This window comes from Candidatus Parakkermansia intestinigallinarum (genome assembly GCF_944389695.1).
Taxonomy (GTDB): domain Bacteria; phylum Verrucomicrobiota; class Verrucomicrobiia; order Verrucomicrobiales; family Akkermansiaceae; genus Akkermansia; species Akkermansia intestinigallinarum.
The window spans coordinates 1-16083 of record NZ_CALXNG010000011.1; the positions used below are offsets into that span (position 1 = coordinate 1).

Annotated in this window: 15 protein-coding genes and 3 tRNA genes; 14 read left to right on the top strand and 4 right to left on the bottom strand. The window is 63.3% G+C overall.

Annotation, left to right across the window (positions count from 1 at the left end; genetic code table 11):
* From AC6UAL_RS04520 to AC6UAL_RS04555, 8 genes are all read left to right on the top strand, one after another.
* Positions 1-182, top strand: a 182-nt coding sequence (locus AC6UAL_RS04520) for a hypothetical protein (RefSeq protein WP_500682177.1), incomplete at its 5' end; no start/stop codon positions are given.
* 2 nt (positions 183-184) lie between these two features.
* Positions 185-472, top strand: a complete 288-nt coding sequence (locus tag AC6UAL_RS04525; protein ID WP_500682178.1) for a hypothetical protein — start codon at positions 185-187, stop codon at positions 470-472.
* Positions 473-486: 14 nt separating this feature from the next.
* Positions 487-735, top strand: a complete 249-nt coding sequence (locus AC6UAL_RS04530; RefSeq protein WP_500682179.1) for a hypothetical protein — start codon at positions 487-489, stop codon at positions 733-735.
* The gene (locus tag AC6UAL_RS04535; protein ID WP_500682180.1) at positions 732-1022 is read left to right on the top strand and encodes a hypothetical protein; all 291 of its coding nucleotides are present in this window, start codon (positions 732-734) and stop codon (positions 1020-1022) included. The genes AC6UAL_RS04530 and AC6UAL_RS04535 overlap by 4 nt, the downstream gene beginning before the upstream one ends.
* Positions 1015-1608 (top strand): M15 family metallopeptidase domain-containing protein, encoded by a 594-nt coding sequence (locus AC6UAL_RS04540; protein WP_500682181.1) that lies wholly within the window; start codon positions 1015-1017, stop codon positions 1606-1608. Before AC6UAL_RS04535 ends, AC6UAL_RS04540 begins: the two co-directional genes overlap by 8 nt.
* A gap of 143 nt (positions 1609-1751) precedes the next feature.
* On the top strand, positions 1752-3029 hold the full coding sequence (locus AC6UAL_RS04545) for a hypothetical protein (RefSeq protein WP_500682182.1): 1278 nt from the start codon (positions 1752-1754) through the stop codon (positions 3027-3029).
* Positions 3030-3091: 62 nt separating this feature from the next.
* Positions 3092-3691, top strand: coding sequence for a MotA/TolQ/ExbB proton channel family protein (locus AC6UAL_RS04550; protein WP_500682183.1), 600 nt, complete (start codon positions 3092-3094; stop codon positions 3689-3691).
* A gap of 5 nt (positions 3692-3696) precedes the next feature.
* Positions 3697-4119 (top strand): ExbD/TolR family protein, encoded by a 423-nt coding sequence (locus tag AC6UAL_RS04555; protein WP_500682184.1) that lies wholly within the window; start codon positions 3697-3699, stop codon positions 4117-4119.
* Positions 4120-4324: 205 nt separating this feature from the next.
* On the opposite strand, the gene AC6UAL_RS04560 is transcribed toward AC6UAL_RS04555, so the two are convergent.
* The 3 genes from AC6UAL_RS04560 to AC6UAL_RS04570 form a co-directional block, all read right to left on the bottom strand.
* Positions 4325-4396, bottom strand: a tRNA-Gly gene (locus AC6UAL_RS04560).
* A 38-nt stretch (positions 4397-4434) separates the two neighbouring features.
* Positions 4435-4506, bottom strand: a tRNA-Gly gene (locus AC6UAL_RS04565).
* Positions 4507-4545: 39 nt separating this feature from the next.
* A tRNA-Gly gene (locus tag AC6UAL_RS04570) sits at positions 4546-4617 on the bottom strand.
* 345 nt (positions 4618-4962) lie between these two features.
* On the opposite strand from AC6UAL_RS04570, the gene AC6UAL_RS04575 reads away from it, so the two are divergent.
* From AC6UAL_RS04575 to AC6UAL_RS04600, 6 genes are all read left to right on the top strand, one after another.
* Positions 4963-6282 carry a homoserine dehydrogenase gene (locus AC6UAL_RS04575; RefSeq protein WP_500682185.1) on the top strand — a complete coding sequence of 440 codons (1320 nt, stop codon included), beginning with the start codon at positions 4963-4965 and terminating at the stop codon, positions 6280-6282.
* 18 nt (positions 6283-6300) lie between these two features.
* Complete coding sequence (locus AC6UAL_RS04580; RefSeq protein ID WP_500682186.1) at positions 6301-7530, top strand: aspartate kinase; 1230 nt, start codon at positions 6301-6303, stop codon at positions 7528-7530.
* Positions 7531-7570: 40 nt separating this feature from the next.
* Complete coding sequence (locus AC6UAL_RS04585; RefSeq protein WP_500682187.1) at positions 7571-9265, top strand: tetratricopeptide repeat protein; 1695 nt, start codon at positions 7571-7573, stop codon at positions 9263-9265.
* A 78-nt stretch (positions 9266-9343) separates the two neighbouring features.
* Positions 9344-10990, top strand: coding sequence for a hypothetical protein (locus AC6UAL_RS04590; protein ID WP_500682188.1), 1647 nt, complete (start codon positions 9344-9346; stop codon positions 10988-10990).
* A 229-nt stretch (positions 10991-11219) separates the two neighbouring features.
* Entirely contained in the window at positions 11220-13106 is a 1887-nt protein-coding gene (gene murJ / locus AC6UAL_RS04595; protein WP_500682189.1) for a murein biosynthesis integral membrane protein MurJ, read from the top strand.
* A 390-nt stretch (positions 13107-13496) separates the two neighbouring features.
* The gene (locus AC6UAL_RS04600; protein WP_500682190.1) at positions 13497-14735 is read left to right on the top strand and encodes an acetylornithine transaminase; all 1239 of its coding nucleotides are present in this window, start codon (positions 13497-13499) and stop codon (positions 14733-14735) included.
* A 118-nt stretch (positions 14736-14853) separates the two neighbouring features.
* Here the strand turns inward: AC6UAL_RS04600 and AC6UAL_RS04605 are convergent, their stop codons facing one another.
* A complete protein-coding gene (locus AC6UAL_RS04605; protein ID WP_500682191.1) occupies positions 14854-16059 on the bottom strand; it encodes a sensor histidine kinase in 1206 nt (401 codons plus the stop codon).
* Between the last annotated feature and the right edge of the window lie 24 nt (positions 16060-16083).

Below are 16083 nucleotides of genomic sequence, written 5' to 3' on the forward strand. Positions count from 1 at the left end.
TCAAGTTTTACGATTACAACACAGCCTTGACGGCCGAATCCGTGCAGCACATCGTGGATACAGTCACGGATTGGAGCTCGAGCGCGGGAGTCTCGGCTCTGCTCCAGCTGCCGGCGGGCAAACTGACGGAGGCGCAGAAGGCTACGCTGACGGCCAAGGGATGGACTTATACGGAGGTATAAACATGAGCGAAACAACGCAAGAAACGACGGAAACGAAGCTGCTCCATTACTTTTTCACGACGGACGAAAAAGGCGAGTGGACGGATGAAAACGGGCGGCGCTATGCCGCCAACGCGGGGCAGGCTTTTCACACGCCTCAAGGGCTCAATTTCGGTTGCCCGCAGGCAACGACGGCCGCCGAGGCCGCGGCGATGAAAGGGCTGACTTACGACCCGCTGCCGCCGGAGACGGAGGCAGCTGAACCAGCCTCTGAGTTGACGGCAGAGGCGGCGGAAGCGGCGGAATCTTGAAACCGATCACAACAATGAACACGGACGAAGAGAAGAAAGAAAAGGCCGTCGGCTGGCTCACGAGCCTGCTGACGGGGTGGGGCATCAAGGAGTCTTGGGCTCAGTATATCGCGGCGGCCATTGTCGGCGCCGTTGCGGCGGTGCTGGTGATGGCGCAGGGCTCGTGCACGGCCACGGCGTCGCAGGGTGCCGACGGGTCATGGACGTACAGCGGCGAGGTGGTGGCGCCCGTCATTCGCGAGCTTGACGGAGAGGAGAAATGACGAACAATCTGATCAACGGGACGCTCTGCCTGGCGACGCTGGTGCCCTTCTGCGGGATGGCGACGGCGGAGTTCGGGTTGGCCCAGTTTCTGGAGGCCGTGCAGAGCGGCGCTTCAGTCGCGGCCATCATGGGCATCTTTCTGTGGCGCGAGGTCAAGAAAAACGAGAAGCTTGAAGCGCGACTGGATGATGCCAACCGCAAGATGGCGCAGCAGTGCGAGAACTGCGCGCTGGCCAAGCGAGCCCGTGAGTTGATGATTGAGAGTACGGACGACAGAGATGAATAAAGAACTGGTAAAAGCGATACAGAAGAAGGTGGGCACGACGCCCGACGGCATCATCGGCGACAAGACGCTGGCGGCGCTGGCGGCGGCGCTCGAGGTGTCGCTGTCCGAGGCAACGACGCTGCCGACGCAGGCGCAGGTGCGCGCCGGCACGAGCATCTTCGGGCGCGCGGGCTGCGAGGATGAGCTGGTGAACATCGTACCGCCCTACACCCTCTACTACGAGGGCAAGGCGGTGAAGACCATCCGCGTGCACCGTCTGATTGCTGGGCGGGTTGAAGCGGCTTTGCGAGCGGTGTTGGAGCACTACGGGCAAGAGGCCATCAGCCGCCTCGGGCTCGATGTGTACAGCGGCAGCTACAACTACCGCAGCACGAGCACGGGCAGCTCGCTGTCGATGCACGCTTGGGGCATCGCGCTCGACTTCGACGCCGAGCACAACAGCTACGCGATGAAGAAGCCCAAGGCCCGTTTCAGCGGAGCGGAGTACGACGCCTGGTGGCGCATCTGGGAGGAGCAGGGCGCCGTCTCGCTCGGCCGCGAGCGCGATGTGGACTGGATGCACCTGCAGTTTGCCACATTGGGCTGAGGGCGAAAAGCTGTGCCGCTAGAGTATGCCCGGCCCCCTTCCGCATGGGCGGAAGGGGGCTTTTTGCGTCTGTCGTGCTTTGACGCGACGCGGTGACACAGAGTTTTCTTGCGCTGGCGTGTAGGGCTTGTTACAATGCGCCCGTGAGCACGAGGGAACAGAATGGGATGCGCCCGTGGCCGCTGCTTTTCTGCGTCCTGCTTTCACTGTTGCTGCACCTCTTGCTCGTCCTCCTTCTGCTGCAGAATATTTCCGGCCATCAGGGCCGGCAAACGGCAGCGCGCACCCCGGTGCGCCAAGTTCATGTCCAAGTAAGGCGCGAGTCGAAGCCTCAAGAAACACCGCAGCAGCAGAGACGTCCCTTTGCCAAGACCGATCCCGACCAAGCGGAACAGACCCCCCTTGAGGCAGATCACGTCGGGGCGCGCAGCGCCACGGCCGCCGGCGAGCGCCCCCCCGACAGCGATGCTCTGGCGCCCTCGATGGAGGGGCGTGAGCAAGAGGAGCTCAACACCCTCTCGCGCGAGCGGCAGGATGGCGACCTGTTCAGCGAAGCCCTCGCCGGGCAGCCGAGCGAAACGCCCGATTCCGTGCAGCAGCCCGACTCGTCTCCGTCGCAGGCTCAACTTGCCGTCGACCCGGCGGCGCCGTCGTCCCTTCCGCCGTCGGACGGACAGCAAGCGGTCGTCGAAGAGCTCGTCCGAGAAACTGACAGCGAGCGCCCTCAGCCCCCGGAACCGCAGACACCTTCCGCTGGCAAGCCCGATGCTTCGGGCAGCGCCAAGCAGGGAGAAGAGTTCGTATCGAACGTCACCTCGCCCTTGACGCGTCCCGAGCCTCTGACCGAAGAAGAATCTCCCGAAGGCAAGCCCGTCCTGCCCGAAACGGTGAGCATCGTGGCGAGTCAAAAGCCCGATGATCTCGCCGTCCGCGCCGGCTTGCCCGACGAGTCCCTCTCCATGCTCGACCCGACCTTGCCGACTCCGGCTCTGCGCAGTCGGCCCGTCTACGATCCGAGCCTGCCGGCGTCGTCCCAGCCCGGCTTCCGCACGGCGGAGAGGCGCAGCCGGAGCAGCGGCACCTTCATCTGCGGCAGAAACCCCTCGCTCAACGTCGCGGCCACGCCGCGCGGCGCCTACGAAGCGCAGGTCTACCGACGCATCGCCCGCTCTTGGTACTTCCACTGCGATGAGCACCGCGGCGACATCCTGCTCGGGAGCTTGGCCGTGAGCGTGTGCATTGACTCGCGCGGACTCATCAACAACCTGCAGCTGCTCGGGCGCCGCGGGGCCAGCGTGCTTCAGCAGTCCTTCACCTTCAGATCCATCCGCGAGGCATCGCTGCCGCCCATGCCCGAAGCCGTCAAGCGAGAACTCGGCGACAATCTGCTCGAAATCGTCATCATCTTTCACTTCGACTAATTCCCCATCCTTGAGACTTACCCCACCGATCGCTTTCAGAACCCCACACCATCGCACATCCCATGACTGAAACCATACAACAATTCCTCGAAGCCTGCCATCCCTTCGGTTATCCGCTGCTGGCCTGCTCCGTCATCATGCTGGCCGCCATTCTGTATCACCTATTGTTCACGGGCGAGCGGCGCGCGTATCGGCGCCTCCGGCAGAAGCTCGACGTCGCCAAGATGCAGAACTCGGCGCAAGTGCTGCTCGAATCGGCCCTCTGCTCTAAGTCCCCTCTGGCGCGCGAGGTCATCTACTGCGTTGAGCATCGCTACGAACCCGACATCGAGAAAATCATCGAAGCGCGCCTCCGCCTGCTCATCGACGGGCAGCGCGCCGGCATGTCGCTCATCAGCGTCATCACCACCATCGCCCCCATGCTCGGCATTCTCGGCACAGCTTGGGGCTTGGTGGACATCTTCAGCGTCTTCGGCACCGACGCGGCACAGCAAGGGATCTCTCAGGGCATCTCCAAAGCTCTCTACACCACCATCTTCGGCCTGGCCATCGCCGTGCCCGGCGTGATTGCCCTGACCTGCTTCGAGCGTTCGCTTGAGCGCCGCTCGGCTCGCATCGCCGAATTCTTCACCGAGCTGCTCGCCTACCGCAACCGCCTCTGAGAGTCATGAACATCTACACGCGCAAAACGTCGTGGAACTCCGTGCCCATCGTCCCGATGCTCGACATCCTGACGATTCTGCTCATCTTCTTCATCGTGCACACCGAGTTCAAGCGGCAGAACCAAGTCCTGCCGCTCACCCTGCCGCAGACGCAGCACCTCAGCGGCGTGCGCGGCGATGCGGACTCGCTGCTGCTGGAAATCGACGAGCTTGGGCGCATCGCTCTGGGCGGCAAACTCATCAGCCCTGAAGAACTGCCCGTCGCCCTTGCAGAGCTGCGCCGCGCCCATCCCGACATCAAGCTTCAGGTCTCGGCGGCGGAGGGCTCATCCATGGGGCTTTTCATCAGAATCATGGACATCCTCACCTCCACGGGAATCGAAATCGACCAAGTGCCCGTGCGCATCGACTATCGACCCGGCGAGTGAACACCCGGCCTGCGGAGTGAAGGAGCGGCCGCGCGGTTGCTGGTTCTTCGGCTAATCGGAGACTCAACATGCGCCTTCTGCGCAACTCGGCGCTTGACCCTGACCCCTCTTTGCGCTTGACCCCACACTTTGCGCTTGACCCTTTGACCCCGCCTGCGCTCAACCCATCAAAAAAGCCCGCCTCAGTGAGGCGGGCTTTCATGCGAGCGGATGATGGGACTCGAACCCACGACATCAACCTTGGCAAGGTTGCGCTCTACCACTGAGCTACATCCGCGGAGTTTCCCCGGATCTTCACCCGTGAGGGCGAAGGAGAGCGGATGATGGGACTCGAACCCACGACATCAACCTTGGCAAGGTTGCGCTCTACCACTGAGCTACATCCGCGATGTTTCGCGCTTCTTCATCCCGTGAGGGCTGAAGGAGAGCGGATGATGGGACTCGAACCCACGACATCAACCTTGGCAAGGTTGCGCTCTACCACTGAGCTACATCCGCTTTGCTGTGTCACCCTCACCGCGCTTCCTTGATTCGCTCGAGTTGCGCTGTGAAGGTGCGGCCATTATACTCTCTCGCGCGCACTTGGCAAGACTTTTTTTGAGATGAACGCGATTTTTTGCAGCCGCAGGCGAGCCCGAGGGTGGGTAAATGTCCGGAGGAGATTTGCATAAAGTTGAACGTCAGCTGATTGTGTGAACGCACGGCGCGACCGCGCCGTTTGGGCCGGGTCAATGTTCGTCCTCTGATGAGGGCGGCTCCGGGGCGGAGCGCGTCGAGGTCGCTGCATCAGGGCAGATTATAGACTTGTCATTTCAGCTTCGCAGCTGTACAATTCCCGCGCGCATGACAGTTAAGACTCTTCAGCTCGGCCTCGCCGGCCTCGGCACGGTAGGGACAGGTGTCTATGAGACGCTTTGCCGCAACCATGACCTGCTTGAGGCGCGTGCTCAGATTTCCTTCGAGGTGCGCCGCGTGGCCGTCCGCGACCTGAAGCGCCCGCGCGAGGTGCAGATAGACGCCTCGCTGCTCACGGATGACTGGCGCGATTTGGTCGCAGATCCGCTCATCGACATTATTATCGAGCTCATCGGCGGCACGAATGAGGCCTACAAGCTCATCCGCGCTGCGATTGAGGCCGGCAAGCCCGTCGTGACGGGCAACAAAGCCGTGTTGGCCGAGTACGGCAGTGAGCTCTTCCGCCTGTCGGCGGAGAAGGGGGTGCCTCTCTACTTTGAGGCTTCGTGCGGCGGCGGCATCCCCATCGTTCAGAGCCTTCAGAATTCGCTTATCTGCAACAACGTGCAGAGCATTATCGGCATTATCAACGGCACGAGCAACTACATCCTCACCTCGATGCTCGAGAAGGGGATGCCTCTTCACGAGGCGCTGGAGCATGCCCAGCAGCTCGGTTTTGCGGAAGCGGATCCGAGCTTTGATATCAATGGCTGGGATGCTGCCCACAAGGCGCTGATTCTCGCCATGCTCGCCTATGGTACGCCGGTGACGCCCGACAAGATTTCCGTCTACGGCATCGAGCGCGTCGAGAGTGTGGATTTGAGCTTTGCCGAGCGCCTGGGCTACACCATCAAGTTGCTGGTGGTCATCAAGCACCATGCGGAGACGGATCAGCTGGAGCTGCGCGTGCAGCCGAGTTTCGTGCCGCTTACTCACCTGCTTTCGAAGGTCGACGGGGTGTTCAATGCCATTGCGGTGAAGGGGGATATCGTCGGTGAGACGATCTTTTACGGCAGGGGTGCCGGCAAGAATCCGACGGCCAGTGCGGTGATCGGCGATGTGGTGCTGGCCATGCGCGAGAGGCGCCACCCGGATTTCCACACGGGTTTCCGCCCCTACACCAAGGAGCTGTCGCTGCTGCCGCTCGGCGAGACGGTGACGCCCTACTATGTGCGCTTCCACGTGCAGGATCGCCCCGGTGTGATCGCGGCGGCGGCTTCCATCTTTGCGAAATACGATGTGGGTATTTCGGGCACCAGCTCGACGTTCTGCGGTTGCGATCGCAACGGCAATCCCTGGTGCAATCTCGTGTTCATGGTGCATGCCTGCAAGTGGGTGCGCCTCAAGTATGCCCTGCGCGAGATCGGCGAGATCGACAATATCGACCGCCACCCCGTCGTCTTCCGCATCGAGACTTTTAACGACTGATTGACCGACTGACAGATTATGGCATTGATTGTACAGAAATACGGTGGCTCCTCCGTGGGCTCTATCGACCGCATTCGCAATGTGGCGCGCCGCCTCATTGAGACGCAGCAGAACGGCAACCGCGTGGTGGCCGTGATTTCAGCCATGAGCGGTGTGACGGACAAGCTTATCGGGCTGGCCCACGAGATGACGGAGCACCCGTCCGATGCCGAGCTCGACGTGCTGCTGGCTACGGGCGAGCAGCAGTCCGTCGCTCTGCTCTGCATGGCGATTGACGATATGGGCTACAAGGCCATGAGCTTCACCGGTGCTCAGGCCGGTATTTCAACCTACGGCAGCCACACGCGCGGGCGCATCATGAATATAGAGCCCTCCGGCGTGCTGCGCGCGCTCGACGAGGGTAATATCGTGGTCTGCGCCGGCTTTCAGGGCGTTTCGCACGACGGCGGCCGCATTCACACGCTCGGTCGCGGCGGGTCGGATCTGTCGGCCATTGCGATGGCGGCGGCGGTGAAGGCTGATCTCTGCCAGATTTATACGGATGTCGACGGCGTCTACACCTGCGATCCGCGCGTGGTGAAGGAGGCCCGCAAGATTCCCGTCCTCTGCTACGAAGAGATGCTTGAAATGGCCTCGAGCGGTTCGAAGGTCATGCAGGCTCGCTCCGTTGAATTCGCCAAAAAGTTTGGCGTCGTTTTTGAAGTCCGCAATTCCATGAACAACAACTCCGGTACCATCGTGCAAGAAGAAAATCCCGCCATGGAGTCGCTCGCAGTGCGCGGCGTTTCCATCGAACGCAATCAGGCCCGCGTCACCGTGTCGGGCATTACGGCTCCCGTGGCTTACACGGCCATTATTCTTTCGGCTCTGGCCAAGGCTGAAATCAACATTGACATGATCGTGGCCAACGTCGCTCACGACGGCGTCGCCCGCCAGTCGTTTACGATGAATATGAATGACCTTGGCGCCGCGCAGGCCGCTCTGCAGAAGGTTCTGCCTCAGCTCGGCGACAAGGCTCGCCTCGAGACGGAGTCCGGGCTCGCCAAGCTCTCGGTCGTGGGTGTGGGCATGCGCTCGAATTCGGGCGTGGCGGCAACGGTCTTCCAGTCTCTGGCCGATGCCGGCATCTGCACGGGCATGATCGCAACGTCTGAGATTCGCATCTCGACGACGGTCGATACCGTTGATATTGAGAAGGCTGCCCGCGTGGTGCACGCCGCCTTCCGCCTCGACCGCGTTTCCGCCTGATTGTTGACGGTGCTTCCGAGCGCCTTTCCTCTCTGCCGTTTTGCCTGATTCCCGACAAGTGATTCCTCCGAACCCGGATGATTCGGAGGCTGCCGATCTTATGGTGCCCCCGCAAGAGCGCCTCGTGCTGCGCCCGGCTCTGTGCCGAGCGGGGTATGCGCTGCTGCTGCTGGGCTGTGCTGCAACCGGTTGGCTGATTTATGAACTCGGCTGCCGCCACGGTGAGGCCGTCGGTCATGTCGGCGGACATGCCGCGGGCTATGAGGAAGCGCTCCGGTCCGGGCGCGTTTCGGCTCAGCTCAACGACTTGGCCGTTCGGAATCTGCTGGCCATCATGCGCGTCGAGGCCATGGACGACCGCACGCTGCTGAACTACGCCGCAGAGGCGACGTCGAATCTCGCGTGGATACGCGAACCGGCGGTGTTGCAGGAGGCTTGCTGGCAGGTGGCTTATGCTTTGTTGCAGCGCGGTTTCCTGAAGGAGGCGCAGCCTCTGCTCGGCAAGACGCTGCATACGGCGCCGGAGGAGGTCCTCTGGGCGCGGCGCGCTCAGATGGCCGCCGAGCTGCTGCGGCAGGGGGGCGCGTTGCAGCGGGCTCTGGACTGCGAACGCATGGCCTGCTCGCGCTATCGCAAGCTGGGCATGGCGCGCGAAGAGCTCCTAGGCTGTTACCGCCGCCTCGATTTGCTCGGGGCGGTGACTTGCCCGCCCGAGACGATGATGGCCGGTCTGGATGAGTTGCAGGCCGAAGCTGCCGAACTGGGTGAAGCCGGGCAGCCTTTGCTGGCGGATTTGCTGGTTTTTCGAGGGGTGCTCCTGCGGCGCAGCGGCGATGAGGACAGTGCTTTGCAGTGTTTCCGATCGGTGCTCAGCGGCTCGACTCCCGATGCGCGGCGCATGAGCCCGACGCTTGCCGTCAGCTACGGCGAGGCTCTCGTTGAATGGGGGCGGGCTGATGAGGCGACGGAGCTGTTGGAGAAGGCGCTGCCGGACTTGGGGGCAGACCCCGCCGATTTGCCCTATCGCCTCAGGGCGCTGCGCTCGCTGGCGCAAATCGAGGCGAATGCCGGCCGCTACGCTCGCGCGACCGCTTTGCTGAACCGGGCGCACGGAGCCGCCGAAGGCCGACTGCCGCTCAGCGACAGCTTCTGGATCAGCCTCGGGGATCAGCGCGGGTGGGCCTCCTATCTCGATGGTCGCTACGATGAGGCCGCGCAGGATTTCGCCCAATGCCTCAAGCTGGCTCAGTCGGCCGAAGAGACCATTCAGCCGCTCGAGGGGCTGGGGCGCTGCCGGATGGCGCAGGGCAACTTCGCCGAAGCGGCGGATTTGCTGCGCCGCAGTTTCGAGCTGCGCGATCGCGTCTCCGTCGGCTCCGCCGAGGTGAAGGCCGATATCCTGTTCTTGCTGGCCTGCTGTGAGGAGTCGCTGGGGCACGGCGCCGAGGCGCTGGCCGCCTATGAGAACTGCCTGAGCCGGATGAGAACTCTTGAACAGCCTTCGCCCGCGCGCATGGAAGACCTGTTGCGCGGCATGGGCTACATCGCCATGAAGCTCGGCGATTGGACCAAGGGCCGCGCCGCTTGGCAGGCCATGACCGAGATTGAGGGCATTACGATGGAGGCGCAGACCGAGGCCGTGCAACAGCTCAATATCTGTGAACGCAAGCTCGGCATCGTCCCGTCAACCGATGAGGCCGAAGCGGCTCCCGATGAGACGGCATCAGCCTCCTGACCCCCTTTCGCCTCCTGACACACTTTCGCAACCTAACCCCATACCAACCGGGATTTCTCCCTCTCCCCCCTGCTCACCATGATACGCCGCTACCGACCGCGCCGCAAGAATACCGGCCACAGAATACCGCTGGCCGCCATCGGACTGACCATAACCGCTCTGATTCTCGGGGTGGTTTACATCAAGGGTGATGATATCGTCAATCACTTCAAGGGGCAGACTCATCTTGTCTACGACAACAAGGAGGCCAACGAGAATTTGGAACTCCTGCTCGCTGAGCTTTCGGGCGACAAGTCGAAGCTGCTGGATCTGGTGAACAACCGCAAGAGCCGCCTCGCTTGGATCAAGAGCGATGATACGCGCCGCCGTTTCCTCTGGTTCCTGCTGACGCGCTTGGTGGATAACGGCCTCTGGACGGAAGCCAAGGCACTGCTGCCCGAAGTCGAAAGCCTCGCGCCCACCGAAGGTCTGGAGCGCTTGGCCGTCGCTGCCCGCGAGCGGCAGGATTACGACTTGCAGCTGCGCCTCGACAGCCGCCTGCTCGATCAGATCACCGATGATCCGGCGCGCACACCGATGTTGCTGCGCTCCGTGCGCCGCAGTGCCGAGACCTACCTGCTTATGAAGAACCCGGATGCGGCCGTCAAGGTGATCGCGCGGCTCGACCAGCCCGGAGTCATGGCCCGCATCTCAACCCCCGAGCTGGCGGCGGAGGCTGCGGCCTTGCAGATGATGCGAGCGGAGGCGAGCACCGTCAAAGAGCCCGTGCTTCAGATTGTCCGCAACATCTTAGAGAAGGGCAAGTGGCCGCTCTGCCCGGCAACTTCGAGCCTGATGATCGAAGAGGTGTCCAACGCCCTGCGCGACAACCCGAACCTCGCCGCGCCGAGCCTGCGCGAGATAGAGGCCAAGCTGCTGCGCTGCCGCGACTCCATGCTCGAGTACCCCGATCGCGAGCACCGCTTGCCCCGCTGCTACATGATGCTCGGCGAGCTGCGCTACCGCCTCGGCGAGTACGAAGGCTGCTCGCAGGCCCTCTCGCTGGCTGAAGCCTTCGCCGACGGGTACGGCGAGATGACGCCCGAACTGAAACTTCAGATTTGCCGCACCCGCTCGCGCTCCGATGAGGCGCGCGGCGCAGTGCCCGATGCCATGGCCGACTGCCGTTACCTCGTCGAGCATGAGACCGATCAGGAAGAGGTGCTGCGCTGCCTCTCGTACCTCGCGGCCAACTCACAGGGGGCGGACAAGATCGAGCTGCTGACGCGTTGCTGGGACATGATGGAGAAGGACGAGAGCCTCGCGCGTAAAAACGCAGACTTCAAAGCCTCCATCGCCAACGAGCTCGCCGCCTACTACCGCACCGAAGAGGATTACCCCAACGCCATCAAGTGGGTCTCTGCGACGACCGACATCATCACGGCGGCTCACCCCGACGTGACCGACGGCAAGGCCTACCGCGCGCGCCTCGAGCTCGCTCTGATCAACCGCAAGGCGGACACGCGTCCCTGCGATACGCAGGCGGCCCGCCTGCTCAAGAAGCTCATGGTTGACATTGAGGCTCTTTCGGAAGAGGACCGCGAAAAGCTCGACGCCGCAGACAAGGATCTCTATCGCACCGTCGTTCGCGAGTACGCCCGCACCTGTCTGCTGCGCGGCGAGAGCTACTACGCGAAGCAGGCCGTCAAGAAAATCAAGGAGGGGCTTCCCGAGAAACGCCGCTGATGCGCGATGCCGCCGTGCGGCCGGATGCCCCGGCTGCAACACGCCGCCCCATCGGCCCGTGCCGCCCGGGGCGGATGCGCCCGCCGATAGCGAAAGCCTGAGAGCCTGAGAGCCTGAGAGCCTGAGAGCCTGAGAGCCTAGAGCCTGAGAGCCTAGAGCCTGAGAGCCTAGAGCCGAGAGCTTAGAGCCTAGAGTCAAAAGTCGAGAGTCTGAGAACCGAGAGCCCGCCATGTCATCTCTGCAAAAGAAGAGCCTGATTGCGACCGCTGCCATATTCTGCTGCCGCTTCACCGGACTCATCCGAGAAATCACCTACCAGTGCCTCTTCGGAGCCACCGGCGTGATGGACGCCTTCTTGGCGGCCTTCCGCCTGCCGAACATGCTGCGCGACATGTTTGCCGAAGGTGCGCTTTCGCAGAGCTTCACCAGCGCCATGAGCAAGGTGGAGAAGGTGGAAGGCCCGAAAGCCGCCTGGGAGCTCGCCAACAAGGTCTTCACGCAGCTCATCTCACTGATGATCATCCTCGTGAGCGCGGGCGTCCTCGTCGCCGGATTCTGCATGCAGCAGATCTACCCCGAGCGGGTGCTCGTTCACTGCGCCGTCACCGATGCCGCTGCCGCCCCCGAGCACGGCTGCATCGCCGAGTATCTGGGCGTCACGCGCGACGCGGACGGAAGGGCCACGGCGAGCTTCCGCTGCGCGGCGCCTCTCATCGGCCTGAGCGACGAAAGCTGCCTGAAAGAAGGCGCCCTGCGCTCGCTCCGCCCCGGCAGCCGACTCTACCTCTACACCGGCACCGAGGGCTCGCCCGCGACGCTGCCCGCCGGCAGCATACCCGAGGGGCTGACAACCCTCAAGTTGGAGCCCCGCGGCTTCATGGATCTGGCCACGGATCTCTGCCGCATCATGTGGCCCTTCATCCTGTTTGCCTCCGTGAGTGCTCTGTGCATGGGTTCTCTCAACGTCTTCGGCATCTTCGGTCTGCCGAACCTCGCCAGCGCCGCCTTCAACCTCACCATCATCAGCCTCGGCACCGCGCTCGGCTGGCTCATCGACCCGAACTTCGGCCCCGATGCTCTGTACGGCTTTGCCGTTGCCGTCGTCATCGGCGGCCTCATGCAGGTGCTTGTGCAGCTGCCCAAGATGCGGCAAAAGGGCTTCCGCCCGCGCTGGAATCTCGCGCTCACCCTGCGCGGCTGGCGCATCAGCTTCACCGACCCCGTCGTCCGCAAGGTCTGGTATCTCATCATTCCCGGCGTCATCGCCGCCGGTATCACGCAGTCCAACATCTTCATCAACACCGCCTTCGCCATGGATTTGGCCGGCGGCTCCGTCACCGCCATCAGTGCCGCTTTCCACCTCTGGCAGCTGCCCGTCGCTCTCTTCGGCGTGGCCGTGGGCATGGTCGTGTTGCCGTCCGTCTCGCGCATGACGCTCACCTCCGGCGCCAACACCGAGATACCGCAGCACCTTGCCCGTGCCATGCGCTTCGTCGCCTTCTTTGCCGTTCCCTCGACCGTCTTTCTCGGCGTCTGGGGCGAGTCCATCGTGAGCACCTTCTACCAGCACGGGCGCTTCGATGCCGAAGCCTCCGTGCTCACGGGCAACGTGCTGGCCTGCTACTCGCTCGGCCTGCTCAGCTACGCGGGCATGAAGGTGCTGCAGCCCATCTTCCTCGCCCTCGAGAAGCCGTGGGCTCCCGCCGGGCTCGCCATCGTCGCCTTCTGCCTCTCCGTCGGCCTCAACTACCTCTTCGTCTACGTGCTGCACTTTGATGCGCCTTGGCTGGCGCTGACCACCTCCGCCGTCACGACGCTCAACTTCTTCTTCTACTTCTTCTACCTGAGGCACCTGATGGGCAACATGGCCTGCGGCGTGCTGCTGCCGGGGCTGCTGCGCATCCTGCTGGCGGGCACCGTCCTCGCCCTGGCCTGTTGGCAGATTCGCGACATCTTCCTCGACGGCTTCACCTCGTGGAGCTTCATGCACCGCGTCGGCGCCATGGCGCTCGCCGGCATGGCCGGATGCGTCATCTACGCCCTGGCCGCTTTCCTCTTCCGCGTGCCCGAACTCGATGCCTTCGCCCGCAAATTCCTGCGCCGCCGCCGCGCCTGAGCCTCCGCTGTACCGCCCGAATAGCCTCCGCTGCGCCTGAGCCTCCGCCGCATCTGAGCTTCCGCTACACCTGAGCCTCCGGCTCTGAACCCCGGCCCCGCTGCCCGAAGAGCCCCTGCTACTCCTGCCGCTGCCTGCTGCGCCTGAGTCGCCTGCTGCGCCTGACGCCGCCGGAAGTAACTCCGGCCGAGGCGCGAAGCCCCCTTGCCGCGCCCGGGCGCAGCGTCGCTGCGGCGCCCGAAACGTCGTTTCTCTAGGACTGCCGACGGCGCAGGGCGAGGCCCTGCCGCATCGACGCGAGGAAGAGCTTGGCCGACTTGCTGCTTTTCGCCGCCAAAACTGCGAAAAACGTTGACAAGAACAGGCAGTAGCGGTAGAGTCAAAGCCGCTATGAATTCACAATACGTACTCCCGACATACGGTCGCGCGCCCATGACAATGGCGAAAGGTGAGGGCTCTTACCTGTTTGATACCGACGGCCGACGTTACGTGGATTTCTGTGCAGGCATAGCCACCTGCTGCTTGGGGCACTGCAATCCCATCGTCGTCAATGCCCTCTGTGATCAGGCTCACCGCCTGATGCACTGCTCGAACCTCTACACCATCGGCGAGCAGGAGAAACTCGCCAAGCTCATCGTCGAAGACGTCATCGGCATCCCCGGCCGCGTCTTCTTCTGCAACTCCGGCGCCGAAGCCAACGACGGCATCATCAAGGTCGCCCGCCGCTTCGGCCACCGCCGTCCCGCCGCCGACGGCTCCCCGCGCTACGAAGTCATCACCTTCCGCAAGGGCTTCCACGGCCGCACCCTCGGCTCGATGGCCGCCACCGGGCAGGAGAAGATTCAGATCGAGTTCGACCCGATGCTCATCGGCTTCACCTACGTCGACTTCAACGACCTCGACGGCCTGCGCGCCGCCATCCGCAAAGAGACCTGCGGCATCATGCTCGAGGCCATTCAGGGCGAAGGCGGCGTCAACCCCGTCAAACCCGAGTTCCTCCGCGCCGTGGCCGAGCTCTGCAAGGAGCACGACCTGCTGCTCATGATCGACGAAGTGCAGTGCGGCTTCTACCGCTGCGGCACGCCGATGGGCTGGATGGGCGTCTGTCCCGAGCTCAAGCCCGACCTCGTCTCCTGCGCCAAGGGAATCGCCGGAGGCTTCCCCATGGGCTGCTTCTGGGTCAGCAACCGCGCCATCAACGACGAGGGCACCGAGCTCGCCTCCATCATGGGGCCCGGCTCTCACGGCTCGACCTTCGGCGGCACGCCGCTGGCCTGCGCCACGTCCTACGCCGTCGTCAGCGAGCTGGTGAAGGGGCACTACGGTGAGCGCGCCAAGCGCATGGGCGAGATCATCAAGAGCACCGTCGAAGGCTGGCAGCTGCCCGTCGTCGAATGCGTGCGCGGACTCGGCCTGCTGCGCGGTGTGGCTCTTCGCCGCGGCAGCTTCTCCGTGCCCGAGGGCAGCACGCCCTCGGCCTACGTCAACAGCCTCTGCATGGCGGCCGGGCTGCTCTGCTGCCCCGCCGGCACCGACACGCTTCGCATCATCCCCGCCCTCAACATCCCCGAAGAGGTGCTTGCCGAGGGCCTTGATATCCTCCGCGGCGTGCTCTCGCAGCTCGCCTAAACGGGGCGTCCCATCCCTCCCGAAAATCACGAAAACCCGGCTCTGCGCGGAGACGCAGAGCCGGGTTTCTTGCCGCCCGTCGCGGCGCGGAAGCGGGCCTGAGGCATCGCGTCGCCGCTCAGGCATCCGGGCGAGCGGCCGGAGGGGTCGCCGGCAGCTCGATCACAAAACTCGTCAACTCGCCCGGCCGACTCTCGGCGCGAACCGTCCCCCCGTGAGCCTCCACCGCGTGTTTCACAATCGAGAGCCCGAGCCCCGTCCCCTTGATCTTGCCCGTCTTGTCTGCGCGATAGAAGCGGTTGAAAACGTAGGGCAGGGCATCGGCATCAATCCCGACGCCGTTGTCCTCCACCCGCACCGAAAGAGAGCCCTCCTGACTCCGTGCGGCCCTCAGCCTGAGGCGCAGCCCCGGCTTCGGATTGTTCTTGAGCGCGTTCTCCATCAGGTTAAACAAAATCTGAGACCAGTAAAACTTATCCCCCGTCATCATCAGCGGGCAGGGATCGAGCTCCGCGCGGAAATCCGCCTGCTGCGACTCCATGAGCGGCTCCAAGCGCTGCACCGTCTCCTCCACGGCCTCGTTCAGATCGAAGGCCTCCATCTTGAGGTAGGACTGCGAATTCTCCAAGCGTGAAACCGTCAGCATATCCTCGACCAAGCGCACGAGGCGATCGGTATGCTTCTTCATCACCGTCAGCGCCCGCGTGCGCATCCTCTCATCGGCCGCCGTCGCAGGCTCCTCGAGCAGCGTCTCCAGATAGCCGCGCACAATCGTCAGCGGCGTGCGCAGCTCGTGCGAGGCGTTGGCCACGAAATCGCGCCGAATCACCTGCGTGCGCTGCTCCTCGGTCACATCGTGAAAGACAAGGCCGACGTGGCGCTCCTCATTGGGCAGCGGCGTGGCCAGCGTGCGGTAGTAGCGCATCTCGCCGTGCAGCTCCATCTGCACGGAAGAGAAAGTCGGGCGATCCGCCTCCGTCGCTTCGCGGATCAGCCGGAGAACACCCTCGTGCGTCAGCACATGCAGCAGGTTGATATTGCGGGTCTCATCAATATCGAGCAAATCGCCCGCCGCGCGATTCGCCATCACCAGACGCCCGGAGCGGCGCAGCAGCAGAAAAGGCACCCCGAGCGCCTCGAGAAAGAGCGACTTATCCTTGGCCACATGCAGCTCCAAATCCTGCAGCAGGTGGCGAAGATGATCAAGCTCGGCGTGATTGTTGCGCGCGTGCCGCCTCATACTCTCCAGCTGCGAGCGCAGAAAGATGAAGGGCAGAATGAACGCGATGACGATCAGACCGAGAGCAACGTTCCAAGAAATCATGGTCGGTAAACAAAGAGATGATAG